Consider the following 24,434-nt stretch of genomic DNA (forward strand, 5'->3'; position numbering starts at 1 on the left):
GCTTCAGGGTGCCGACCGGCCACGCGCCGCCGGGTGGGACGGGAACCGAGTGCGATCGCGCCCCCGGAGCGGGCCTGCTGCGGACAACTCGCCCGCCGCAGCCGACCTCGGCCAGGGGGAGCCGGGCGCGGTCGGCATTCGCGGCGTGACCAGTATCCGTCGCGGCGGGCCGGAGTCGAGTCATCGGCGGCCTCCGAGAGCGTCGCGGATCAGGTCGGCGGTGAGCAGCATGAGGGTGATGACGGCACCGGCGAGCGCGGTCACGCCCGCCACCAGGGGTGCGTCGCGGTCGGCGGCGGCGGAGGCGAGGACCGAGCCGACGCCGGGATAGTTGAAGACGGCCTCCACCACGACGGCCCCGCCGAGCAGCATGCCGGTGGAGGTGGCCAGTCCGGTGACGATGGCGGGCAGCGCGCCGGGCAGCATGTGGCGCAGCAGGATTCGCGACGGTGCGAGACCGTCCAGGACGGCGGCCTCCACATGCGGCTCGCGGGCCTCGTCGGCGAGGGCCGCGCGCACGATGCGGATGTTCCAGCCGGTCTGCGGAATGGTGAGCGCCAGCACCGGCAGGATGAGCATGTCCGGGCTGGCCGGGCCGCCGTCCGCACCGGTGATGGTGACGGCGGGCAGCCATCCGGCCCAGAGCGAGAGCAGCGCGACCAGCGCCACCGCCACCACGAATTCGGGCAGGGCCAGCATGGCGGTGGCGGTGCCGGAGATGGCGCGGTCGAGCGGACTGCCGGGGCGCAGCGCCGCCCAGCAGCCCAGGGCGAGTGCGGCCACGGCGGTGAGCAGCAGCGCCAGCCCGCCGAGCAGCAGGGTGTTCGGGAAGGCCCCCGACACCAGCTCCCGCACCGGCACACCCCGCGCCGACAGACCGAGGTCCCCGGTCGGCAGCCCGCTCAGCCATTCCCAACAGCGTTGCAGCACCGGACGATCCAGCCCCAGCATGACCCGCCGCCGCTCGACGTCCGCGGCGCTCTCGCCCCGTTCGGCGGTGGCCGACGCGGCATCACCGGGCAGCAGGTCGACGGTCACGAACACCAGTACCAGCAGGATCACCAGCAGCAGTGCGCGTTTGGCGAGGAGCAGTGCGACGCGTCCCACCCAGCGCAGCGGTCGCGGATGCGCCGGCGTGCGATCCCGGGACGCACCCGAACGCCATGAGCCCGGTCGTCCCGCGGTGCGCCACCCCCCGTCTCGCCGCACCGAGCGAAACGATCCATCGCCGCCTTCGTGGCGCCGACTCCGTTGTTCCGGTAGCGCGCCGTGCTCCGCCGCGGACCCGCGGCCCGGACCAGCCATCGAGGACGAGTCCGCCTCCGGGGTGCGCGGCTGCGCTTGCCCACCCTGCGCCCCTGGCGCAGACTGCCCAAGCGCGTCCGACACCGGCCCAGCCGATGCCGCCGCGTCCGGCACAATCCCGCCCGAAGACACCGACTCCGACACAGCCCCACCCGACACAGCCGCGCCCGACACAGCCGCGCCCGACACAGCTGAGCCCGGCACCGCCGCCCGGCCCGGCTCGTCCGGGTCGGCGGTGTGGTCGAGGGGTGTCAGCGGGCCAGCCATGCGCCTTCGAGTTGCACCCTTCCGTATCCGGGGAGCTTCGGCAGGCCGCGGACGGCCGAGCCCGCGAGGTCGATGCCGTCGGCCATGCCCCACAGCAGGTATCCGGAGCGGTCGTACTGGATGCTCTGGAGCTTGCGCAGCAGGTCCGCGCGCGCCCCGGCGTCGGCGGTCGCCACGGCGGTGCGGTAGGTGTCGTCGAATTCGCTATCGCGCCAACCGGCTTCGTTCTGCCCGCTGTCGGAGACCATGGTCTTGCTGGCGAAGAACAGGACGGAGTCGTTGGTGCCCCAGTAGGTGGTGTAGAGGTCGCCTTTCAACCAGGTGTCGTCCCAGAACGAGCCCGACTCCTGTTTGACCACTTCCACCTTCACCCCGGCTTCGCGGACCTGGGTGGCGAACAGCGTCGCCGATTCGGCCAGCCCGGCGATGTCCTCGGTGGTGTACAGCGAGTAGGTCTTGGCGGTGTCGAATCCGGCCTCGCGCAGCAGCTTCTTCGCCGCGTCGAGATCTCGGGTCCGCTGCGGGATGTCGCGGGCGTACTCCGGATCGCCGGTGCCGAGGATGTCGTTGCCGACGGTGCCGTAGCCCGACAGCACCTGGGCCACCATGGCCTCGCGGTCGACGGCCAACCGCAGCGCCTCCCGCACTCGTGGATCGGCGAAGGGGCTGCCCTCGGCGGTGCGCATGACAATGGGCATGGCCATGTCGTCGGCGCGCCGGACGGTGCGAATATCCCCGCGGCCCTCCGCCGTTCGAGCCGCCACCGCGCCCACATTGGACGCCAGGTCGATCTGCCCGGACATGAGCGCCGTGGCCATGGCCTGCGGGCTCTCGAAAATGCTCACCTCGATGGCGTCGAGATGCACCTCGCCGCCGTACCACTTCTCGTTGCGCACCAGCCGGGCATTGCCGCCGCGGAACCACTCCAGCACGAATGGCCCGGTGCCCGATGCGTTCTCGATATCGGTGGTTCCGTCGGGCACCACGAAGGTGGTGAGCCGGGTCAGTTGCGGCAGTTCGGCATTCGGGTAGTCGGAGACGAGCACCACCGTGCCGTCGCCGTCGGCGGTGATATTGCGCGCCTGGATGCCCGGTAGACGCGAGGCCCCGGCGGGCGTTTCCCGCAGTCGCCGCAGCGAATACACGACATCGGCGGCGGTGACCGGCTTGCCGTCGTGGAATGTCGCACCGGGCGCGATGGTGAAGCGCCAGGTCTTCAGGTCCGGCGACGCCTGCCATTCACTGGCCAATCGCGGTGCGGTGATGGTGTTCTCGCCCGGCACGGTGAGGGTGTCGTAACGCAGGCTGAGAATCAGGTAGTCGCTCTCGTTGGCCTGCGACCCGTGTGGGTCGCGGGTGATGGCCCCGGGCCGCCCCAGCGCTCCCACCCGCAGCGTGCCGCCCCGCCGCGGCGGTCCGGACTCATCGACCGGCGCATCGGTTTCGGTGCCGCCGCAGGCGGCGAGCAGCAGGGCGAGGCTGAGCCCGCCACCGGCCTGGAACAACTGGCGTCTGGACAGATCCACGTCGTCCTCGTTTCGACTGGCGACACAATACGATTAGGTTTGCCTACCCTGTTTGATTGTCGTACACAAGTCGGCCGGGACACAGCCGTTCAGACCGCGATCACCTCGGGCTTGTCCACGGCCCGCCGGTACTGCCCCGGGGCCAGGCCGTATTCGCGCTTGAACGCCTTGGCGAAGGCGAATTCGGACCGGTAGCCGATCCGGCGCGCCACGGCCGCCAGGGGCGTGTCGGTGTCGCGCAGCAGGCATGCGGCGGTGAGCAGACGCCAGCGGGTCAGATACGACAGCGGCGGTTCACCCACGGTGGCGGTGAAGCGGCGGGCCAGCGTGGCACGCGAGACCCCGGCGGCGGCCCCGAGTTCGGGCACCGTCCACGCGCGGCCGGGGTCGGCGTGCATGGCGCGCAGCGCGGCGGCGACGGCGGGATCGGCGAAAGCGCCTGCCCACCCGGCGGTTCGAGCCTCGGCCTGCTCGTCGAACCAGGCGCGCAGGAAGAACAGCAGCAGGGTGTCCAGCAGTGCCGGAATGGCCGCATCGGTGCCGGGCCGCGGTTCGGCGACCTCGGCGGCCAGCAGGTCGACGGCTCCGCGCAGCGCCGGATGGCGGCCGGGGCGGGCGGGCAGATGAATGAACTCGGGCAGGTCGTCGAGTATCGGATGGCTGCGCTGCCGACCGAGTTCGTAAGCGCCGCACAGCAATGCGGTCCGCGCGCCGGTCCCGGCGATCTCACGCGGCTCGCCGGGGCGCGCCGTCTCGGTGACCGCACTGTCCAGGCTGTCGACCAGCGTGTGATCGGCCCCGCGCGGCATGAGCAGCACATCGCCCACCCCGAGCGCGACGGGTTCGGCGTCGGGCCGCAGCAGCCAGCACGAGCCCTGGAGGATCACGTGGAAGCCCGCGCCGGGCATGACCGGGTAGTGCCGCCCCCAGGGTGCGTGGCGAATGAACATGCCGGAGGTGGGGTTGCCGGTGCGGATGGCGGCGATGGTCTCGCTGAGAACGTCCACCGCTACACCATAGCGCTCACCGAGTGAGCGTTAAGAACATATATCTGAGCTTCACAACCATTCATAAGCTCACTCCGACGCAATACCGTCGGTGCCATGACATCGACGAACAGCACCGCGCAGCCCACCATCGCCGTCTACGGGGCCACCGGCCACACCGGCGGATACGTGCTCGCCGAACTCCGCCGCCGCGAGCTCACCCCGATCCTGGTCGGCCGCGATGCCGACCGGCTGCGCGCCGCCGCCGCGGCGGCGGGAATCCCCGCCGCCGATATCCGAGTCGCCGCGGTGCGCGATCACGCCGCACTGGTCCGCGCCTTCACCGGAGCGGACACGGTGATCAGCACCCTGCCCGCCTATGTCGAACTCGGCGAACCGATCCTGGCCGCCGCTATCGACGCGGGCGCGCACTACACCGACACCTCCGGGGAGCAGCTGTTCCTGAAACGCGTCCTGGACGAGTACGGGCCACGCGCCGAAGCCGCCGGTGTCACAGTGGTTTCCGGCATCACCGACAGCAACCTGCCCGGCGATCTGCTGTCCCATCTGACCGCGCGCCGGGTGTCCGGCCCGGCCGAGATCGTGATCAGCCACCTGAGCCGCAGTGGTGGCAATGGCTCCAAGGGCAGCGCGAAAACGATTCTGGCCAGCCGGGATTGGTTCATCTCCGGCGGCTGGCACTACGAGGGCGGCGAACTGCGCACCGGGCCCACCGCCCGCCACACCGCCATGACCTTCCCCGGCGACAGCGCCCCGACCGAGGTGGCGAAGTTCGCGCAGCCGCCGGTGCTGACCGTGCCCCGACATTCCGAGGTGTCGTACGTGGCCGGTGCGCTCGATACCCGAATCCTCGGTCACCTCAGCGGATTCACCGCCGAGGCGCTGGCCGCCATGCCGGACGAGCCGAGTTCGGATCTGCGCTACGACCTGGTGGTGGACGCTTTCGGGGCACGCGGCGAGCGGGTGCGCGGGGTGGTGAGCGGCGTGGACTCCTACCGAGATTCCGCCCTCATGGCGGTGGAGGTGGGCGTCCGGCTGACCGCCGGAACGGCCAAGTCCGGCGCGCTGGCCCCGGCCGAGGCGTTCGACGCCGCGGAGGTGCTGGACGCGCTAGCGCCGCACGGCATCACGTGGCGCATCGAGGGCTAGTTGGTGACGGTCATGCGGCGGGGCTCAGCGCGGCAGCGTCAGCGCGGCATTGCCCAGCGCGGCAGCGTCAGCGCGGCACTGCCCAGCGCGGCGGCCTCAACGTGGCGGGCATGAGCCTAGATTGGTGGGCATGAGCGACGACCGACCGCCACTGGCCGCCGAACTGGATCTGCTCCCGCATCCGGAAGGCGGCTGGTATCGGGAAACCTGGCGCAGCCCGGTGGAATTCACGCCACCGGGCTACGGCGGACCGCGCGCCAGCGCCACGGCCATCTACTTCCTGCTGCTGCCCGGCGAGAAGTCCGCCCCGCACACGGTGACCTCGGACGAGCTGTGGCTGTGGCATCGCGGCGGACCGCTGGCGCTGAACATCGACGGCGAGGAGATCATCCTCGGCCCCGATGTCGAGCGGGGCCAGCGACCGCAGGCGATCGTGCCCGGCGGCGTCTCGCAGGCGGCCCGCCCGCTCGGCGACGACTACGTGCTGGTGAGCTGCGTGGTCGCCCCGGGCTTCGACTTCGCGGATTTCCGGCTGGACTAGCCGAATACGTCAGGAATCGATCTCGAGTATCCCCTCGGCCACGGCGTGCTCGATGGTCTTCTCCAGATTGGGGCAGGAGTCGGGCTTGCCGAAGATCGGCCCGGCTTCGGCCATGCGGCGGAAGACCGGGCAGTGTGCGGCCGGGTCGACCGTCCACTGCACCGTCTTCTGGTGGGTGCTGTGCTTGCGCACCAGCACCTCGGTCCCGCAGGACTGGCAGGCGAGCGGGGTGAAGCCCGCCTCCATGTAGTGCTTCTTGTCCTCGACCGTCTGGGCGCGCACCAGTGCCTGCCGCTCCGGACTGTCCGCGAAATCGGGTGCCTTCGCCCAGTTGGTCATCAGACGTTCGCCTCCTGCGTGGTCGCGGCCGCCTCGGCCTCCCGCTTCTTGCGCAGGTTCTCGGCGACCTCCAGTTCCCATGCCTCGTTGGCCTTGGACGTGTCGACCTCGAATTCGAAGCGCTGCGTCGAGCGCGGGTCGACATCGGCCACGTCCACGTAGAACTGGTCGTACCAGCGGCGCAGCTGGTAGACCGGGCCGTCCTCCTCGGTCAGCAGCGGGTTGTCGATCTTGGACTTGTGCTTCCAGATCTCGACGTCCTGCAGGAAGCCCTCGCTGATGCCGTCGGTCATCTTCTCGGCGAAGCCCTGCGCCTGTTCGTCGGGCAGCCCCTTCGGCTTCTCCAGGGTGACGCCCCACTGGAGTACGAAGGAGTTCTGCGTGACCGGGTAGTGGCAGTTGATGAGGACCGAGTTGACCTCGAAGCCGCTGTAGATGTTCTTCAGCGGGTTGATCATGTACGACGGCCCGAAGTACGACGCCTCCGACTCCAGCAGCACGTCCACACCGGCCTCGGCCGCGGAGCCGATATCGGGGCGGCCCTTGGTCTTCAGGTACTGGGTGGCGATGTGGCCCTCGAAGACGTTCTTGAAGTACGTCGGGAAGGCGTAGTGGATATAGAAGAAGTGCGCCATGTCCACGACGTTGTCGATGATCTCGCGGCAGTTGGAGCCCTCGATCAGCATGGTGTGCCAGGTCCACGGGGTCCAGGCGTCGCTCATCCGCTCCAGCGGATTACCGTCGGCGTCGATGAACGCGCCGTCGATGTAGGGAATGGTCACCTCGTTCGGCGGCGGGTTGCCCTCGTGGTCGTGCCAGACGAACAACTGGCCGTTGCGCTCGAGCGCGGTCCAGGCGCGGGTGCGGGCCAGCGGTGGCACGCGGCGCGCGTAGGGGATCGCCTTGCATTTGCCGTCGCCGCCCCAGCGCCAGTCGTGGAAGGGGCAGGCGACCTCGTCGCCCTTGATCTCGCCCATCGACAGGTCGCCGCCCAGGTGGCGGCAGTACGCGTCCAGTACCTGCAGTTCGCCGCTGCTGTCGGCGAAGATCACCAGCTTGGTTCCGAAGACGTTGACCGAGTGCGGCTTTCCGTCGCGGAAGGTGTCGGCCAGGCCCAGGCAATGCCAGCCCCGGGCATACCGGGTGGGCATGCTGCCCACGTCGATCTCACGGACCTTTCCGCGGGGCCCCTGGGGGGTTGTTGCCATCGTCCATCCTCCTCTGGAAGTACTAGAACACGTTACAAAATAGTCGGGGTTATGCGCTAGCCAGAGATCGATGAGCAGGCGAGAGCCCCATTCGACCACGGGAGTCGCCGTGTTCTCGACACGGAATAGGAACGTGTTCTAGTCTCGAACCCAGACGAATACGTTCCCGATCTACCAGGCAGGAGCAACTGGCGAGATGACGCAAGAAGTAGTGGAGCGGGTCGAGGCGCTGCTGCCCACGTTGCGCGACCGCGCACAGGAGGCGGAGGACCTGCGCCGCCTGCCCGAGGAGTCCGTCAAGGATCTGCAGGAGACCGGGTTCTTCAAGCTGCTGCAACCGCGCCAGTGGGGCGGGCACGCCGCCGACCCGGTCGTCTTCTACGACACCGTGCGCAAGATCGCGAGCGCCTGCGGATCCACCGGCTGGGTGGCGGGCATCATCGGCGTGCACAACTGGCACCTGGCCCTGTTCGACCAGCGGGCGCAGGAAGAGGTCTGGGGCGAGGACACCGACGTCCGCATCTCCTCGTCGTACGCGCCCATGGGTGCGGGCGTGGTGACCGAGGACGGCAGCGGCTACACCGTGAAGGGCTCGTGGGCCTGGTCCTCCGGCTCCGATCACGCCGACTGGGTGGTCGTGGGCGGACCGGTGATCAAGAACGGCAAGCCGGTCGATTTCGGCTCGTTCCTCATCCCCCGCACCGAATACCGCATCGACGACGTGTGGAACGTGGTCGGCCTGCGCGGTACCGGATCCAACACGGTCGTGGTCGAGAACGTGTTCGTACCCAAGCACCGCTTCCTCAGTTTCCGTGCCATGAGCGATCTGAAATCTCCTGGCCTGGAGCAGAATACCGATCCGGTGTACAAGATGCCGTGGGGCACCATCCACCCCACCACCATCTCCACCCCGATCGTCGGCATGGCCTACGGCGCGCTGGAGGCGCACGTGGAACATCAGGGCAAGCGGGTGCGCGCGGCCTACGCGGGCGAGAACGCCAAGGACGATCCGTTCGGCAAGGTGCGCATCGCCGAGGCCGCCAGCGATATCGACGCGGCGTGGCGGCAGCTGTCGGGCAATGTGGCCGATGAGTACGCCTACCTCGTCGAGGGTCGCGAAGTCCCCTTCGACCTGCGGGCTCGCGCCCGCCGCGACCAGGTCCGCGCCACCGGTCGCGCCATCTCCTCCATCGACAAGCTGTTCGAGGCGTCCGGTGCCACCGCACTGGCGAACGGCACTCCGCTGCAGCGGTTCTGGCGGGACGCGCACGCCGGACGCGTGCACGCCGCCAATGATCCCGAGCGCGCCTACGTCATGTACGGCACCCACGCCTTCGGGCTCCCGATCGCGGATACGATGGTGTAGCCGATGACCGCAGTGGGAGAAATCACCTTCGAATCCACCTCGCGCTACGCGCAGGTGCGGCCGGATCTGACGCTGCACTACCACGAGGCGGGCGTCGGCAACGGCCCCACCATCGTGCTGCTGCACGGCGGCGGTCCGGGCGCGAGCTCGTGGTCCAACTTCGCCAAGAACATTCCGGTGCTGGCCAAGGACTTTCACGTCCTCGCCGTGGACCAGCCCGGCTTCGGACGCTCCGACAAGCCGGTGGACCACCCGCAGTACTTCGTGCACAGCTCCACCGCGCTGAAGGATCTGCTGGACACCCTGGAGATCACCGAACGCGTTCACCTGCTCGGCAATTCGCTCGGCGGCGGCACGGCCACCCGGTTCGCGCTGGACTTCCCGGACCGGGCGGGCAAGCTCGTGCTCATGGGTCCGGGCGGACTGAGCACCAACCTGTTCGCGCCGGACCCCACCGAGGGCGTGAAGCTGCTGTCCAAGTTCAATGTCGAGCCCACCAAGGAGAACCTGGAGGCGTTCCTGCGGATCATGGTGTTCGACCAGTCGCTCATCACGCCGGAACTCATCGAGGAACGCTTCGCCTCCGCCTCCGCGCCCGAGGCACTGGCCGCCACCCGCGCCATGGGGAAGTCCTTCGCCGGAGCGGATTTCGCCAAGGGCATGATCTGGCGCGACGCCTACAAGCTGCGGCAGCCGGTGCTGATGATCTGGGGCCGTGAGGATCGCGTGAACCCGATCGACGGCGCACTGGTGGCGTTGAAGATGATTCCGCGGGTGCAGCTGCACGTGTTCGGCGGTTGCGGCCACTGGGCTCAGCTGGAGAAGTTCCACGAATTCAACCGGCTGGCAACCGACTTCCTGCTCGGTGTCAAGGAGAAGTGAGCATGGGAATTCGAGCGCTCGGATATATGCGCATCGAGGCCACCGATATGGCGGCCTGGCGCGACTACGGGCTCAAGGTACTCGGCATGATGGAGGCTCCCGGCCCCGATCCGGATGCCCTCTACCTGCGGATGGACGACTTTCCGGCGCGGCTGGTGATCGTCCCCGGCGACAAGGACCGGCTGCTGGTCTCCGGCTGGGAGGTGGTGGACGCCCCGGCGCTGCAAGCGCTGCGGGAGCGGCTGTCCGAGCACGGGGTGGCGTTCAAGGAGGCCACCAAGGAGGAGCTCGCGGATCGGCGGGTGGAGAACATGATCCGCTTCGAGGACCCCTCCGGCAATGTGCTGGAGGCGTTCCACGGGGCGCAGTACCTGGCGCGGCGGTTCGTGAGCCCGTACGGGCACAAGTTCGTCACCGCCGAGCAGGGGCTCGGGCACGTGGTGCTCACCTGCACCGACGACGCTGCCGCACAGGCGTTCTACCAGGATGTGCTGGGCTTCCGGCTGCGCGACTCCATGCGGCTGCCGCCGCAGATGGTGGGGCGGCCCGCCGACGGCGATCCGGCCTGGCTGCGGTTCTACGGCTGCAATCCGCGCCATCACTCGCTGGCCTTCCTGCCGCTGCCCAACCCCACCGGTATCGTGCACCTCATGGTGGAGGTGGAGAACTCCGACGATGTCGGGCTCTGCCTGGACCGCGCCCTGCGCAAGAAGGTGAAGATGTCGGCCACGCTGGGGCGGCACATCAACGACAAGATGCTGTCGTTCTATATGAAGACGCCCGGCGGGTTCGATATCGAATTCGGCTGTGAGGGTTTGGAAGTCGAGGACGAGTCGTGGATCGCGCGGGAATCGACGGCGGTCAGCCTGTGGGGTCACGACTTCAGCGTGGGATTCAAGTGAGCGACGGGGCGGAGATGACGACCGAGGAGTACCCGGAGATCGACGGACGCGGGTTCCGGAATGTGCTGGGGCAGTTCTGCACCGGCATCACGATCATCACCACCTTCGACGAGGTCGAGGGAGTGAAGACGCCGATCGGGTTCGCCTGTCAGTCCTTCGCCGCCCTGTCCCTGGAACCGCCGCTGGTGCTGTTCTGCCCCACCAAGGGCTCACGCTCCTGGGCGGCCATCGAACGCAACGGGCGGTTCAGCGTGAGCATCCTCGCCGAGGACCAGCAGGAGGTGTGCGCCCGCTTCGGTTCCCGCGAACCCGACAAGTTCGCCGGAACCCCCTGGCACACCTCGGATCTGGACCTCCCGGTGCTGGACGGCGCATTGGCCACGATCCAGTGCACGGTGGCCGATGTGCGCGACGGCGGCGATCACTTCATCGTGATCGGACGGGTCCTGGCCCTGTCGGAAGCCACGGCTTCCGGCAGGCCGCTGTTGTTCTACCGGGGGCAGTACACGGCCATCGAGCCGGAGAAGACCAAGCCCGCGCCGTGGCGCGCCGATTTGGAGCACTTCCTCACCACCACCACGTTGGACACCTGGTTGTAGGAGGGTTCGAAGCAATACGCTGACGTCGACCGGCCCCCGCGAACCCTGTTCGCGGGGGCCGGTTGTCGTCCCGTCAGGCGGCAACCCGGATCTGGCGGCGGTATTGCCCCGGCGGCAGGCCGTATTCGCGCTTGAAGGCTTTGCCGAAGGCGAATTCGGAGGTGTACCCGGTGCGGGCGGCGATCTGGCCGACCGGGATGTCGTCTTCGCGCAGCAGCCGGGCGGCGGTGGTGAGCCGCCAGCGGGTGAGGTAGGCGAGCGGCGGTTCGCCGACCATGGTGGCGAAGCGTTTGGCGAAGGCGGCGCGGGACAGGCCCGCGCGGTCGGCCAGGGATTGCACCGTCCAGGCGGCCCCGGGGTCGGCGTGGATGGCGGCCAGGGCGGGGGCGACGGCCGGATCCCGCAGCGCGGCGGCCCAGCCCACCGATTCCGAGGCGGGCTGCTCCTCTATCCAAGCCCGCAGAATGTACAGCAGCAGGGAATCGATGAGCGCGGGCACGATGCCGTGCGAGCCGATACGTGGATTGTCCAGCTCCGCGCCGAGCAGCTGCACGGCGGCGGTCAGCTCCGGGTGGTGCCCGTGCCGGGCGGGCAGGTGGATGAACTCCGGCAGCTGCCGCAGCAGCGGATGCCGCCGCGACCCGTCCAGGTGGTAGTTGCCGCACAGCAGGCTGGTGAGCGGGCCGTCCCCGCCGATGGATACCGCGCCCACCGGCGGCCGTCCCGAATACTGTTCCGGCCGAGGCTCTTCCGGCGGAGTGTCGGGACGGTCGGCGAGGATGTGGCCCGCGCCGTCGCGCAGGAAGATCACATCGCCGGGCCCGAGCGCCACCGCCTCGGACGACTCGGCGGAGGGGATGATCCAGCACGTCCCGTGCAGCACCACGTGAAATCCCGCGCCCAGCACCTCCGGCAACCGCATCGCCCACGGCGCGCGCCCATCGGTGCGCACCGAGTTGGGCGCACCCGTCCGCATCGACGCCAGCGCCTCACTGAGCACGTCCATCCACTCACTCCTTCCTGCGACGACCGCGCGCACGGTCCGGCCACCGTCAGGGGTGGCGGGCCGCCCGCGATCCGCGGCGGTCAGTTCACCGCCAGCACGATCTTGCCCACAGTCTGCCCCGACCCCACCAGCTCGTGGGCGGTGGCCGCCTCCTCGAGTGGGAGCGTGCGCGAGACGTGCGGGCGGATCTTGCCCGCGTCCACCAGTTCCGCGATGGCCTCCAACGCGGCGTAGTCGGGTTCGACCGAGACTCCGGCGAAGCGGCGGCCCGCGTCCTCCACCTGCGCCGCCCGCTCGGGGTTGAAGTGCTCCATGATGCTCACCAGCACACCGCCCGGCTTCAGCACCCGCAGCGAGCGCTCACCGTCGGCATTGGAGTCGAGGACCACGTCGAGGTCACGCAGCACCTCGGCGTAGTCGGTGGTGCGGTAGTCGATCACCTCGTCCGCGCCCAGTTCCCGCACGAAGTCGTGCTTGGCGGCGCTGGCCAGTGCGATCACGTGCGCCCCGCGGGCCTTGGCGATCTGCACGGCCAGATGGCCGACACCACCGGCCGCCCGGTGGATCAGCACCCGGTCGCCCGCCGCGATCCCGGCCCTGTCGACCAGGCCCTGCCAGGCGGTGAGCGCGGCCAGCGGCAGGGCGGCGGCCTCGACGTGGCTGAGGGACTTGGGCTTACGCGCCACCTGACGCGAGGGCGTGGCCACGTATTCCGCGTAGCCGGTGGCGGCGCGCGGGAAGAACGGCATGCCGTAGACCTCCTCGCCGACCGCGTACCGCGCACCCGGGGCGACGGCCTCGACCACGCCGGAGATATCCCAGCCGACGCCGAAGGGCGGCTCGCCCAGCAGCGGGATGGCGCCCGCCCGCACCGCCACGTCGACCGGGTTCACCGAGCTGGCGTGCACCCGCACCAGCACTTCACCCGACAGCAGTTCCGGCCGTTCGATCTCGGCGACCTCGAGCACCTCGGGCCCGCCGACCGACTTCTGAATCACCGCTCGCATTGTCACTCCCACCGTTGTTCCGTTCGATCCGATACGGCAACACTACGAATGATCACGAAGACGATGTATGGCTCAGAATCTCCAAATTTGGTCTCACAGTCTTTCGGAAGAGACGGACCGGACGGTAGCCGAGACCACAGGGCCCGGACATCGCGGCCTCAGAGAAGGGTTACTGTTCGCGCGTAGCGTTCGAGGCCATGGCCGACATGGAGCGCATCACATCCGATCCCGACATCTGCCGGGGGCTGCCCACGGTCCGGGGGCTGCGGTATCCGGTGGCGCTGCTGGCGGATCTCCTCGGGGCGGGTGTGGGCGTCGAGGAGATCCTTGCCGACAGTCCCATGCTCGAGCGCGAGGATCTACTCGCGGTGTGGCGGTACGCGGCCGGTGCAGCGAACCGGGCCGCGACCTGTGGGTCGCGGCCCGGCATGCCCCCGAGTTCAGTTGTCCCTCCGAGCTCAGCGGCAGTCTCAGGGTAGCCATCCGGCGCGGGTGAGCGGCAGCGCCGTCTTCCCGTCGGCGGGGAGGCCCGGGTTCAGGCGCTGGCCGCCTGCTCCCGCTGCAACTCCAGGGCGATGTCGATGAGCTGATCCTCCTGACCGCCGACCAGCTTGCGCTGACCCGCGCGCACCAGCATCTCGGCGGCGGAGACGCCGTACCGCTCGGCCTGCCGCTCCGCATGCCGCAGGAACGAGGAGTAGACGCCCGCGTACCCCATCATGAGCGCCTGACGGTCGAGCAGGCATTCCGCGGGCATGGCCGGGCGGACCACATCCTCGGCCGCATCGGTGACGGCGAAGAAGTCGACGCCGGTCTTGATGCCGAGCTTGTCGCAGACGCCGATGAACGCCTCCACCGGCAGATTGCCCGCGCCCGCGCCGAAACGCCGTGCGGAACCGTCGATCTGGGTGGCGCCCGCGCGCACCGCGTACACCGAGTTCGCCACGGCCAGGCCCAGGTTCTCGTGACCGTGGAAGCCGACCTGCGCGTCGTCACCGAGTTCGGCGACCAGCGCCGCCACCCGGTCGGTGACCTGCTCCAGCACCAGCGCGCCGGCGGAGTCCACCACGTACACGCACTGGCAGCCCGCGTCGGCCATGATGCGGCCCTGTTTGGCCAGCATCTCCGGGGTGGTGCTGTGCGCCATCATGAGGAAGCCGACGGTCTCCAGCCCGAGTTCCCGTGCCAGCCCGAAGTGCTGGATCGACACGTCGGCCTCGGTGCAGTGGGTGGCGATGCGGCAGATGCTCGCGCCATTGTCCTGCGAGATCTTGATGTCTTCCTTGACGCCGACGCCCGGCAGCATGAGGAAGGCGATCTTGGCGCGCTTGGCGGTCTCCGCAGCGGCCTTGATCAGTTCCTGCTCCGGGGTTTTGGAGAACCCGTAGTTGAACGAGGAGCCGCCCAGGCCGTCGCCGTGCGTGACCTCGATGACCGGCACCCCGGAGGCATCGAGGGCGGCGACGATATCGCGCACCTCGGTGACGGTGAACTGGTGGCGCTTGTGATGTGAGCCGTCCCGCAGCGAGGTGTCGGTGACGCGCACATCGAGTTCGCCCGAATAGGGCTTGAACACGTTGTCCATGATGAAATCTCCTTACACCCGAGCCGAGAGGATCTGATCGGCCACGACCTCGCCCACCCGGGTGGCGGCGGCGGTCATGATGTCGAGGTTGCCCGCGTACGGCGGCAGGAAGTCGCCCGCGCCCTCCACCTCCACGAAGATCGAAACCTTCGCCATGCCACCGGAAACCAGCGACGGCTCGTCGAACTGCGGTTCGTTGAGCAGCCGGTAGCCGGGCACGTACTCCTGGATGGACTTCTCCATGGCGTGGATGGATTCGGCGATGGCGTCGCGGTCGGCGTCCTCGGGAATCGCGCAGAAAATGGTGTCGCGCATGATCATCGGCGGTTCGGCCGGATTCAGGATGATGATGGCCTTGCCGCGCTTGGCCCCACCGATGGTCTCCACGCCCTTGGAGGTGGTCTTGGTGAACTCGTCGATATTGGCGCGGGTGCCGGGACCGGCCGACACCGAGGACACCGACGCCACGATCTCCGCGTATTCCACCGGCACCACCCGGGATACGGCCGCCACCATGGGAATGGTGGCCTGCCCGCCGCAAGTGATCATATTGACGTTCGGGGCTTCCACCAGCGAATCCAGGTTGACCGGCGGAATCACGGCCGGGCCGACGGCGGCGGGGGTGAGGTCGACGGCACGGATACCGGCGGCCTCGTACTTGGGCGCGTAGGCGCGATGCACGTACGCCGAGGTGGCTTCGAAGAGCAGATCGGGCTTGTCGGGCAGGGCGAGCAGCCAGTCCGCGCCCTCGGCCGAGGTCTCCAGGCCCAGTCCGCGGGCCCGCTTCAGGCCCTCGGAGTCCGGGTCGATGCCGATCATCCAGCGCGGCTCTATCTTCTCCGACCGCAGCAGTTTGTACAGCAGATCGGTGCTGATATTGCCGGATCCGACGATCGCGGCGGTGACCTTGTTCGCAGTCACGGCAGTTCTCCTACTCGGTGTCTTCTCAGCGGAAACGTCTGCTCAGCTGAAACGCAGACGGACGGAACCGAGTCCGGCGAACTCGGCGGTGAAGTCGTCGCCCGGACGGGCGTCGATGGCGCGGGTGCAGGAACCGGGCAGCACGATGTCGCCCTTCTTCAAACGCACCCCGAACGAGGCGACCTTGCGTGCCAGCCACGCCACCGCGATGGTCGGATCGCCGAGTACGGCGTCGCTGCGTCCCTCCGCCACCACCTCACCATTGCGGGTGAGCACGGCGTCGATCTTCTTGATGTCCAACTGATCCGGGGCGACCCGCTGCGGACCCAGCACCCAGCCCGCCGAGGAGGCGTTGTCGGCGATGGTGTCGCACAGGCCGATCTTCCACTCCTTGATGCGGGTGTCGATCAACTCGATGGCGGGTGCGTAGGCGACGGTCGCCGCCAGCACGTCGGCCTCGGTGCAGTCCTCGCCCGGCAGATCCGTGCCCAGCACGAATCCCACCTCGACCTCCACCCGCGGGTACAGGTATTTCGAGGTGTCCACCGGAATGTCCTCGAACACTTCCATTTCCGCGAGCAGGTGGCCGTAGTCGGGTTCGTCCACGCCCATCATCTGCTGCATGGCCTTGGAGGAGAGCCCGACCTTGTGACCGATCACACGTGCGCCGCCGCCGACCCGCTGCCGGATATTGATGAGCTGGATCTCGTACGCGTCGACGACGTCGATGTCCGCATACCGCGCCACCAGCGGATCGAGCGGCACCCGATCCCGTTCGGCGACCGCGAGCTCTTCTGCCAGTTCCTTCCGTACCGCGTCGGACAGCACGCTTGTTTCCTTCCATCGAGGGTCAGGCCGTTGACCCGGGCCGTACCGAGCATAGGAACTGAAACGAGTTTCGTATCGGGGTTTCGCCCCGAGAGTCCCAGCTGCCAGACCAAGATAGACCAAACCTGGTTTGATTCTATAACGTGTTCTACATGAACGATCCGGTTAGTAGCGAGCACAGCTACGACGTGGTGGTGGTCGGCAGCGGAGCCGCCGGAATGACCGCCGCGCTCACCGCCGCCCACCACGGGCTGCGTGCGGTGCTCATCGAGAAGGCACCCCACTACGGCGGATCCACCGCACGCTCGGGTGGAGGCGTGTGGATTCCCGGCAACAAGGCGCTGAAAGCCGCCGGACGACCCGACGACCGCGAGGAAGCCCGCACCTACCTGCACAGCATCATCGGCGACGTGGTGCCCGCGGACCGGATCGACACCTACATCGACCGCGGCGCGGAAGCCTTCGACTTCGTGCTCGACCACACCCCGCTGAAGATGAAGTGGGTGCCCGGCTACTCCGACTACTACCCGGAGGCACCCGGCGGCCGAGGCGAGGGCCGCTCCTGCGAACCCGCGCCGTTCAATGCCAAGATCCTCGGTGAGGAGCGCTTCAAACTGGAGCCGCCCTACGCCAAGGCCCCGCTCAACGTCGTGGTCATGCAGGCCGACTTCGTGCGGCTGAACCTCATCCGCCGCCACCCCAAGGGCATCATGCGCGCCATGCGGGTCGGCGCGCGCACCTATCTCGCCAAATGGACCGGCAAGCACATCCTCGGCATGGGGCAGGCGATCATCGCCGCCATGCGCAAGGGGCTCATGGACGCGAACGTGCCGGTGCTGCTCGAGACCCCGATGACCAAGCTCGTCGTGGAGGACGGCCGGGTCGTCGGCGTGGAGGCGCTGCGCGACGGCGAACCCGTCGTCTTCCGCGCCCGCTACGGCGTGGTGCTGGGCAGCGGCGGCTTCGAGCACAACGCCGAGATGCGCACCAAGTACCAGCGGCAGCCCATCGGCACCGAATGGACCACCGGCGCGGCGGCCAATACCGGCGACGGCATCATCGCCGGGATGGAGGCCGGGGGCGCGGTGGACTTCATGGAAGACGCCTGGTGGGGGCCGACCATCTTCAAGGGCGGCAAGCCGTGGTTCGCACTGGCCGAACGGAATCTGCCCGGCACCATCATGGTCAACGCCGACGGCAAGCGATTCGGTAATGAGTCCGCTCCTTACGTCGAGGCCGTGCACACCATGTACGGCGGCGAATACGGGCAGGGTGACGGTCCGGGCGAGAACATCCCCGCCTGGCTGGTCTTCGACCAGCGCTACCGCAACCGCTACATCTTCGCCGGATTGCAGCCTGGTCAGCGGATTCCGTCCCGCTGGATGGAAAACGACAACATCGTCAAGGCCGACACCCTCGCGGAGCTGGCCGCCAAGATCGGGGTGCCCGCGGCGAATCTGACCGCCACCGTGGAACGGTTCAACTCGTTCGCCGAAACCGGGGTGGACGAGGACTTCGGGCGCGGCAAGAGCCACTACGACCGGTACTACGGTGACCCCACCGTGAAGCCGAACCCGTGCCTGGCGGCGCTGGCGCAGGGGCCGTTCTACGCGGCCAAGATGGTGCCCGGCGACCTCGGCACCAAGGGCGGGCTCGTCGCCGACACCGCCGGACGCGTGCTGCGCGAGGACGGCACCGTGATCGAGGGCCTCTACGCCTCCGGCAACACCGCGACCCCCGCCATGGGCCACACCTACGCCGGGCCCGGCGCGACCATCGGCCCGGCCATCACCTTCGCCTACCTGGCCGTCCTCGATATCGCCGCCAAGGCGAAGCAGAGCGAGGCCGCCGCCGAAGCGTCCTGAACCGTCCCAACCCGGTTCAGGATCGGGTTGGGCGCGTCCGGGTCACAGCGAGCGCGCCCAACCCACCCCCGCCCACCGGTGCCCTGCACACCACGGGCGGTACAACCGAATACGCGATACATCCGAATACACGGCGGTCGCCCGCCGGGGGCATACCGGCCCGACGGGCGACCGCCACCCGAAGTGGACCCCGAACGGCCACGGTAGCGCGCACCCGGAAGAACGGCAATCCTCTTGCGGGACTTGATATCCGAACAACGCGAGGAACGCGGCAACCCCTACGCGACGCCGGTCGATCGGTCCCGACGCGGCCGCTCGGACCTTCCCGACGAGCGAGCACAGGGGTTGCGCCGATACAGAAGCGGCAAGAGGATCGAAGCCGCATGGGTTCGTCCGCGCGGCCACAGCCCCGACAACGACGCGGCGGTGCCCTGGGAGCGCCGCCCCACCGAGATTCACGAGGAGACCACATGCCCATCGACCTGAACAGCGCGCTCGGCGCGGAGATCCCCGGGCGGGAGTTCGCCTGGTCGCCCAGCGATGTGCAGCACTACCACCTGGCGCTGGGGGCGGGCGCGCGGTGGACCGATGCGGCGGAACTGCGGTATCTCGATGATCGGGAGCCGCAGGTGCTGCCGTCCTTCGCCACCGTCGCGCCCACCTTCCACGAGACCGAGCCGCCCAGGGTGCGGTTCACCGGTATCGACATCGATCTGGCGAAGGTGGTGCACGGCAGTCAGGAGATCGTGGTGCACCGCCCGATTCCCGCCTCCGGCAAGGCCACCACGGTCGGCCGCGTCACCGATATCTGGGACAAGGGCTCCGCCGCGGTGGTGTGGCGCGAGGACACCGTCACCGGCTCCGACGGCGAACCCCTGTGGACCGCGCGCTCGTCCATCTTCGCCAAGGGCGAGGGCGGTTTCGGCGGCGAACGCGGCCCCTCCTCCAAGACCGAATTGCCCGACCGCGCACCCGATTTCGACGTCCTCACCCCCACCCTCCCGCAGCAGGCGCTGCTCTACCGCATGTGCGGCGACCGCAACCCCCTGCACTCCGACCCCGAATTCGCCCGCAACGCCGGCTTCCCCAACCCCATCCTGCACGGTCTGTGCACCTACGGCCTGGTCCTCAAAACCGCCACCGACACCGTCCTGGACCGAGACGCCACCCGCGTCAAGGGCTTCCGCGCCCGCTTCGCCGGCGTCCTCTACCCCGGCGAAACCATCCGCACCCGAATCTGGCGCACCGACAACGACCTCCACATCACCGCCACCGTCGTGGAGCGCGACGACGCCCCCGTCCTCAACGACGTCACCCTCACCCTCGCGTAATCGCCGAAGGGGAACTGGTGGCGGTGACTACTCGACCGATGCCGCCACCAGTTCCCCTTCGCGCGGTCTCAGTCGATGCTCCCCGGAGGTGCCACCCACACGTGCGGCTGCCGCGTGACGGCGGCGATGTGCTCGAAGTCGGAGTCGTAGTGCACGAGTACGGCACCGTGGAATTCGGCTACGGCGGCCGTCAATAGATCGATGACCCCGGCTGCGCGATGCAGCCCGTGCCGGGCCATCAACAGCTGTACCTCACGCGCACGGTCCGCGATGGACTCGTTGATCGGCAGGTTGATGTAGCCGGCGCGGCGCGCATGCGCGACCTTCTGAACCTCCGCCAGATTCCGGCCGGAGAATCCGGCCTCCAGATCGACCGTCGCGCACGTTGCGGCGGCCCGGTCCACGATGAGTCCGGAGATCACCTTTCGCACGACATCGTGCCGGACCCGGGCGGCTGCCGAGGTGTCGATCAGATGCAGTCGCAGGGGGGTGGTCTCGCTCAACGGCGAGCCTGGCGCATGATCTCGGTGTCCCCGATGTCGGAGCCGACCCCCAGGCCGAAAGGATCGTTCAGCACTTGCTCGATTCGCCGCCTGCGCGCCGCGACGAACTCGAGCGCGGCATTGACCGTGTCCTTCTTGGTGGTGGTTCCGAGCTCCTTGGCGGCCAGTGCCAGCGCCTCGTCATTCAAATCGATCATCGTTTTCATATAGCTCATGATATATCTCCAACAATCCAGCCATCAATACTCCTGTCATTCGTCACCGAGGGCCATCCGGATGGCGGTCCGGCGGTGTGGACATGATCACCTTCCCTGGCGGGCCTTCTCGCTCGCCTCTACACCTGTAGAGGGACCTCGACGGATGTCGAGGCGAGGAGGGCGGGATGAGCGTCGACGCGGTGGCCTTGGACGCGGATCAGGCGGTAGCGGCGCAGCGGCTGGCAGCCCTCGACGGGCGGCTCGGGCGACGGTGGCGGCGGGTGCGCGGGGTGTATCTGCACGGGCGACCGGGGCGGGGGAAGACCATGCTCATGGATCGGTTCTTCGCCGAGGTGCGGTCGGATCGCAAGCGGCGCTTTCATTTCCACGGGTTCTTCGCCCGATTGCATCGGGCCGTGCACGAGACCGGTTCCATCGGCGGGGCGGTGGACGCGCTGTTGGACGGTGCCGAACTGGTGTGCTTCGACGAATTCCACGTACATGATCCGGGTGATGCCACCCTGGTCGCGCGGCTGCTCGATACATTGTTCGCGCGGCGCATCACACTGGTGGTGACCTCGAACTATCCGCCGGAGCGGCTGCTGCCCAATCCGCTGTTCCACCACCTGTTCGTGCCGACCATCGAGCGGATTCGCGAGCATCTCGACGTGGTGTCGGTGGACGGTCCCCGGGACTATCGCACGGCGGGCGGGACGGGCGGGGGCTTCGCGGGTGGGGCGTACATCGTCGGCGATTGCGGCGTGCGCGGTGACGTGGCGGTGCCGATCGGTCACCGCATGGTGCGCGCGCGGCGGGCCGAATCCGGGGCGTTGACCGTCGATTTCGCGCGGCTGTGCGGAATCCCGGTGTCGGCGGCGGACTTCCTGGAACTCACCGGGAGATTTCACCGTTGGACGGTCTGCGAGGTGCCCGCGCTCGGTGCGGTCGATCCGGAATGGGTCATGCGGTTCGTACACCTGGTCGATGTGCTGTACGACGCCGACCTGGAGCTGTGGGTGTACGCGCGGGTCGCCCGGAGCGAGCTGGGGCGGGACGTGGCCGGGGTGGCGGATCTCGAGCGGGCGCTGAGCCGGCTCGGCACCCTTCGATTTCACGGTCGCGACCAGCATTGATCATGTGCGCGAAGCGGGTCTGACGGCCGAGTGAACTCACCGACCGGACCGACGTTCGGGGTTCATGTCCCGTTAGCGCACACGGGGGCTGACGTTGCGGGCGGCTTCTTACGGTGCTTGCAGGAGGCAGCACCGACCGGAGGGGACCCGATGCGAATCCTGAACAAGGCCCGGGAATCGAGCTCCGAGCCTCTGCCCCTTGCCGACCAGCGCGGAGACCGACTGCGGGTGCTGGTCGTCGCCGAATCCTTCCTGCCACAGGTCAACGGCGTCACCAACTCGGTGCGCCGGGTACTCGACCATCTCGCCGCCGAGGGCCACCAGGCCGAACTGCTCGCCCCCACCGGTCCGCGGAGTTACGCCGGATTCCCGGTGCACGTGGCCCGCGGCGCGCGGCTGCCGTTCTACCGCGACTTCCGGATCGGGCTGGAGACGCGCCGCCGCCTGCGCCGCATCATGGACTCCTTCCAGCCCGACGTGCTGCACATCGCCTCCCCGGCCACCCTCGGCTACCAGGCCGCCGTGGTCGCCGCCGAACGGGATGTGCCCTCGGTCGCCATCTACCAGACCGATCTGGTGGGCTTCGCGCAGCGCTACGACCTGCCCGGCGGCGTGCGCGCCATGACCGAGCTGACCCGCCGCATCCATCTGCGGGTGGACCGCACCCTGGCCCCGTCCACCGCGAGCCTGCGGCAGCTCGAGCTCATGGGCGTGCCCGGCCTGGCGCATTGGCCGCGCGGGGTGGACCTGGAGCAGTTCGACCCGGCGCGCCGCTCCCGGGAACTGCGAGAACGCCTGGCCCCCCATGGCGAAGCCCTGGTCGGCTATATCGGCCGCCTCGCTCCCGAGAAGGAACTGGAACTGCTCGCGCACCTGCGGCGGCTGCCGAATACGCGACTGGTCGTGGTGGGTGGCGGGCCGGAGGAGGCGCGGCTGCGAAAACTGCTGCCGCACGCCGCCTTCCTCGGCGTCCTGCACGGCGAGGAGCTGGCCGCCGCGTACGCCTCCCTCGACGTCTTCGTGCACACCGGCCGTCACGAAACCTATTGCCAGGCAGCGCAGGAGGCCCTCGCCTCCGGCGTGCCCGTGGTCGCACCGGCCGCGGGGGGACCCGTGGACGTGGTCGAGCCCGGCACCGGATTCCTCTATCCCCCAGGCGATGCCGACGCCATGGTCGGCTTCGTCGAGCAGCTCGTGAACGATCCCGCGCTGCGCAACCGGACCGCTGCCGCCGCCCAGCAGAGTGTGCGGAACCGCTCCTGGGCGGCGGTCAACCACCTGCTCGTCGGCTACTACCGCGAGGTCATCGCCGAGCGTCGTGGCGACGAGCGGCTCACCAAGGAGGCCTGCTGATGTTGCGCATATCCGTCATCGGCACGGGATATCTCGGCGCGACCCATGCCGCGGGCATGGCCGAACTCGGATTCGACGTACTGGGCGTCGACAACAATGCCGCCAAGGCGGCCGCGCTGGCGGCGGGGCGGGTGCCCTTCCACGAACCCGGCCTACCGGAACTGCTGAGCACGCACGTCGACCAGGGCCGCCTGAGCTTCGGCACCTCGCTGGCCGAGGCCGCGAGCTTCGCCGACGTGCATTTCCTGTGCGTCGGAACCCCGGAAAGCCCCACGGGCGCGGCGGATCTCACGCAGCTGTACGCGGCGATCGAGGGGCTGGTGCCGCAGCTGACCCGCAACTGCCTGATCGTCGGCAAGTCCACCGTCCCGGTGGGCACCGCCGAGGCCCTCGCCGCCCGCATCGACGAACTCGCACCGCGCGGCATCGCCGTGGAACTGGCCTGGAATCCGGAATTCCTCCGCGAGGGCCACGCCGTGTACGACACCCTGCACCCGAATCGCCTGGTCTTCGGCGTCACCACGCCGGACGCGGAATGGGCGCTGCGGCAGGTGTACGCCGCCGCCATCGCCGAGGGCGCGCCGGTGGTGGTCACCAATCTGCCGACCGCGGAGCTGGTCAAGGTGTCGGCCAATGCCTTTCTCGCCACGAAGATCTCGTTCATCAACGCGATGGCGGAACTGTGCGAGATCACCGGCGCGGATGTGAACCTGCTGGCCGACGCGCTCGGCCACGACGACCGCATCGGCCGCAAATTCCTGGGTGCGGGACTGGGATACGGCGGCGGCTGTCTGCCCAAGGATGTGCGCGCGCTCATCGCCCGCGCCGGTGAATTGGGCGTGCCGGAGTCGGTGCGCTTCCTCGACAGTGTCGACGCCATCAATCTGCGCCGCCGCGAGCGCGTGGTGCGGGAGACCCTGGAGATACTGGGCGACGAGCGGCCCACCGGCCGGGTGGCGGTGCTGGGCGCGGCGTTCAAACCGCTCTCCGACGATGTGCGCGACTCCCCGGCTCTGGATGTGGCCGTGCGGCTGCACCACGCCGGAATCGAGGTCACCGTCTACGACCCGGAGGCCAACCGGTCCGCCAGCCGGATCGCCCCCCAGCTGCGGTACGCGCCGAACGCGACGGCCGCGGTACTCGGCGCGGATGTGGTGCTGCATCTGACCGAATGGCGCGAATTCCGCGAACTCGATCCGGCGCTGCTGAGTTCGGTGGCGCGCCGCCGGGTGCTCATCGACGCCCGCAACACCCTGGATCCCGAACCCTGGCTGAGCGCGGGCTGGGATTTCCGGGCGCTGGGTCGGCTGGTGGCGCGGCGGGCGGATGCCGGGCGTGTCGATCCGCTGCTGGAATCGGCCTGAGCGGGGTCGGTGACGTCGGCATCGACGGGTCCGCGGACTATTCGAACTTCGAGATAACCCGTTTCAGATCGGCGCTGCGGATCCCACAGGTGTTGTGCGAGTTCACAAGCGAATCCGCGGTGATCTGGGTACTTCGCGAAAGCCGGTGACCTATGCGGTGATCGCGGGTAATCCGTGTTCGCCATTTCCCGCCCGACGAACCGCTTGGCATGTAACTATGACCCTGTTTTGTGCAGGACTCAGGTTGGCT

The 24,434-nt window shown here is 68.8% G+C and carries 24 protein-coding genes; 12 read left to right on the forward strand and 12 right to left on the reverse strand.

What is annotated here, in order from left to right; translation table 11 throughout:
• Window positions 1–180: 180 nt before the first annotated feature.
• The 3 genes from FOH10_RS28700 to FOH10_RS28710 all read right to left on the reverse strand — a co-directional run bounded on the left by FOH10_RS28700 (window position 181) and on the right by FOH10_RS28710 (window position 4,105).
• Complete coding sequence (locus tag FOH10_RS28700; RefSeq protein WP_244961414.1) at window positions 181–1,107, reverse strand: ABC transporter permease; 927 nt, start codon at window positions 1,105–1,107, stop codon at window positions 181–183.
• 449 nt (window positions 1,108–1,556) lie between these two features.
• Window positions 1,557–3,098, reverse strand: coding sequence for an ABC transporter substrate-binding protein (locus FOH10_RS28705; protein WP_143983020.1), 1,542 nt, complete (start codon window positions 3,096–3,098; stop codon window positions 1,557–1,559).
• Between the two features lie 89 nt (window positions 3,099–3,187).
• A complete protein-coding gene (locus FOH10_RS28710; protein ID WP_143983021.1) occupies window positions 3,188–4,105 on the reverse strand; it encodes an AraC family transcriptional regulator in 918 nt (305 codons plus the stop codon).
• A gap of 96 nt (window positions 4,106–4,201) precedes the next feature.
• Here FOH10_RS28710 and FOH10_RS28715 point away from each other — a divergent pair, with 96 nt between their 5' ends.
• Together FOH10_RS28715 and FOH10_RS28720 are read left to right on the forward strand one after the other, a co-directional pair.
• A complete protein-coding gene (locus FOH10_RS28715) occupies window positions 4,202–5,254 on the forward strand; it encodes a saccharopine dehydrogenase NADP-binding domain-containing protein (protein ID WP_143983022.1) in 1,053 nt (350 codons plus the stop codon).
• A gap of 130 nt (window positions 5,255–5,384) precedes the next feature.
• Window positions 5,385–5,795 carry a cupin domain-containing protein gene (locus tag FOH10_RS28720; RefSeq protein ID WP_029925341.1) on the forward strand — a complete coding sequence of 137 codons (411 nt, stop codon included), beginning with the start codon at window positions 5,385–5,387 and terminating at the stop codon, window positions 5,793–5,795.
• Between the two features lie 9 nt (window positions 5,796–5,804).
• Here FOH10_RS28720 and FOH10_RS28725 read toward each other — a convergent pair whose 3' ends face one another.
• A complete protein-coding gene (locus FOH10_RS28725; RefSeq protein ID WP_143983023.1) occupies window positions 5,805–6,134 on the reverse strand; it encodes a hypothetical protein in 330 nt (109 codons plus the stop codon).
• A complete protein-coding gene (locus tag FOH10_RS28730; RefSeq protein ID WP_143983024.1) occupies window positions 6,134–7,342 on the reverse strand; it encodes a 3-ketosteroid-9-alpha-monooxygenase, oxygenase component in 1,209 nt (402 codons plus the stop codon). The genes FOH10_RS28725 and FOH10_RS28730 overlap by 1 nt, the downstream gene beginning before the upstream one ends.
• A 196-nt stretch (window positions 7,343–7,538) precedes the next feature.
• Here FOH10_RS28730 and hsaA point away from each other — a divergent pair, with 196 nt between their 5' ends.
• Genes hsaA through hsaB form a run of 4 tightly spaced genes read left to right on the forward strand, consistent with a single transcriptional unit; the run spans window position 7,539 to window position 11,091 of the window.
• Complete coding sequence (gene hsaA / locus FOH10_RS28735; protein ID WP_039809044.1) at window positions 7,539–8,708, forward strand: 3-hydroxy-9,10-secoandrosta-1,3,5(10)-triene-9,17-dione monooxygenase oxygenase subunit; 1,170 nt, start codon at window positions 7,539–7,541, stop codon at window positions 8,706–8,708.
• 3 nt (window positions 8,709–8,711) lie between these two features.
• Entirely contained in the window at window positions 8,712–9,590 is an 879-nt protein-coding gene (gene hsaD / locus FOH10_RS28740; RefSeq protein ID WP_143983025.1) for a 4,5:9,10-diseco-3-hydroxy-5,9,17-trioxoandrosta-1(10),2-diene-4-oate hydrolase, read from the forward strand.
• Window positions 9,591–9,592: 2 nt separating this feature from the next.
• Window positions 9,593–10,492: an iron-dependent extradiol dioxygenase HsaC gene (gene hsaC / locus FOH10_RS28745; protein ID WP_039809041.1), complete on the forward strand. Its 900-nt coding sequence runs from the start codon at window positions 9,593–9,595 to the stop codon at window positions 10,490–10,492.
• Window positions 10,493–10,506: 14 nt separating this feature from the next.
• Window positions 10,507–11,091, forward strand: a complete 585-nt coding sequence (gene hsaB / locus FOH10_RS28750; protein WP_143984377.1) for a 3-hydroxy-9,10-secoandrosta-1,3,5(10)-triene-9,17-dione monooxygenase reductase subunit — start codon at window positions 10,507–10,509, stop codon at window positions 11,089–11,091.
• A 73-nt stretch (window positions 11,092–11,164) separates the two neighbouring features.
• On the opposite strand, the gene FOH10_RS28755 is transcribed toward hsaB, so the two are convergent.
• Both FOH10_RS28755 and FOH10_RS28760 read right to left on the reverse strand, forming a co-directional pair.
• A complete protein-coding gene (locus FOH10_RS28755; protein WP_143983026.1) occupies window positions 11,165–12,097 on the reverse strand; it encodes an AraC family transcriptional regulator in 933 nt (310 codons plus the stop codon).
• Window positions 12,098–12,177: 80 nt separating this feature from the next.
• Window positions 12,178–13,104: an NADP-dependent oxidoreductase gene (locus FOH10_RS28760; protein WP_143983027.1), complete on the reverse strand. Its 927-nt coding sequence runs from the start codon at window positions 13,102–13,104 to the stop codon at window positions 12,178–12,180.
• Between the two features lie 197 nt (window positions 13,105–13,301).
• Here FOH10_RS28760 and FOH10_RS28765 point away from each other — a divergent pair, with 197 nt between their 5' ends.
• On the forward strand, window positions 13,302–13,583 hold the full coding sequence (locus FOH10_RS28765) for a DUF433 domain-containing protein (protein WP_143983028.1): 282 nt from the start codon (window positions 13,302–13,304) through the stop codon (window positions 13,581–13,583).
• Window positions 13,584–13,639: 56 nt separating this feature from the next.
• Here the strand turns inward: FOH10_RS28765 and dmpG are convergent, their stop codons facing one another.
• Genes dmpG through FOH10_RS28780 form a run of 3 tightly spaced genes read right to left on the reverse strand, consistent with a single transcriptional unit; the run spans window position 13,640 to window position 16,438 of the window.
• Window positions 13,640–14,689 (reverse strand): 4-hydroxy-2-oxovalerate aldolase, encoded by a 1,050-nt coding sequence (gene dmpG / locus FOH10_RS28770; RefSeq protein ID WP_143983029.1) that lies wholly within the window; start codon window positions 14,687–14,689, stop codon window positions 13,640–13,642.
• 12 nt (window positions 14,690–14,701) lie between these two features.
• Window positions 14,702–15,610, reverse strand: coding sequence for an acetaldehyde dehydrogenase (acetylating) (locus FOH10_RS28775; protein ID WP_029925318.1), 909 nt, complete (start codon window positions 15,608–15,610; stop codon window positions 14,702–14,704).
• 42 nt (window positions 15,611–15,652) lie between these two features.
• Entirely contained in the window at window positions 15,653–16,438 is a 786-nt protein-coding gene (locus FOH10_RS28780) for a 2-keto-4-pentenoate hydratase (protein WP_143983030.1), read from the reverse strand.
• 143 nt (window positions 16,439–16,581) lie between these two features.
• Between FOH10_RS28780 and kstD the strand changes: the two genes are divergently transcribed.
• Window positions 16,582–18,303, forward strand: coding sequence for a 3-oxosteroid 1-dehydrogenase (gene kstD / locus FOH10_RS28785; RefSeq protein ID WP_425326109.1), 1,722 nt, complete (start codon window positions 16,582–16,584; stop codon window positions 18,301–18,303).
• A 470-nt stretch (window positions 18,304–18,773) separates the two neighbouring features.
• The gene (locus FOH10_RS28790; RefSeq protein ID WP_143983032.1) at window positions 18,774–19,634 is read left to right on the forward strand and encodes a MaoC family dehydratase; all 861 of its coding nucleotides are present in this window, start codon (window positions 18,774–18,776) and stop codon (window positions 19,632–19,634) included.
• Between the two features lie 68 nt (window positions 19,635–19,702).
• Here the strand turns inward: FOH10_RS28790 and FOH10_RS28795 are convergent, their stop codons facing one another.
• Complete coding sequence (locus FOH10_RS28795; RefSeq protein ID WP_244961415.1) at window positions 19,703–20,137, reverse strand: PIN domain-containing protein; 435 nt, start codon at window positions 20,135–20,137, stop codon at window positions 19,703–19,705.
• A complete protein-coding gene (locus tag FOH10_RS36160) occupies window positions 20,134–20,343 on the reverse strand; it encodes a type II toxin-antitoxin system VapB family antitoxin (RefSeq protein WP_143983033.1) in 210 nt (69 codons plus the stop codon). Before FOH10_RS36160 ends, FOH10_RS28795 begins: the two co-directional genes overlap by 4 nt.
• Window positions 20,344–20,519: 176 nt before the next feature.
• On the opposite strand from FOH10_RS36160, the gene zapE reads away from it, so the two are divergent.
• From zapE to FOH10_RS28815, 3 genes are all read left to right on the forward strand, one after another.
• Window positions 20,520–21,467, forward strand: a complete 948-nt coding sequence (zapE, locus tag FOH10_RS28805) for a cell division protein ZapE (RefSeq protein ID WP_143983034.1) — start codon at window positions 20,520–20,522, stop codon at window positions 21,465–21,467.
• Between the two features lie 150 nt (window positions 21,468–21,617).
• On the forward strand, window positions 21,618–22,820 hold the full coding sequence (locus FOH10_RS28810; RefSeq protein ID WP_143983035.1) for a glycosyltransferase family 4 protein: 1,203 nt from the start codon (window positions 21,618–21,620) through the stop codon (window positions 22,818–22,820).
• A 2-nt stretch (window positions 22,821–22,822) separates the two neighbouring features.
• Window positions 22,823–24,184 carry a UDP-glucose dehydrogenase family protein gene (locus FOH10_RS28815; protein ID WP_221938072.1) on the forward strand — a complete coding sequence of 454 codons (1,362 nt, stop codon included), beginning with the start codon at window positions 22,823–22,825 and terminating at the stop codon, window positions 24,182–24,184.
• Window positions 24,185–24,434 lie beyond the last annotated feature (250 nt).

The sequence above is a fragment of the Nocardia otitidiscaviarum genome (genome assembly GCF_007362295.1).
Lineage (GTDB): Bacteria > Actinomycetota > Actinomycetes > Mycobacteriales > Mycobacteriaceae > Nocardia > Nocardia otitidiscaviarum.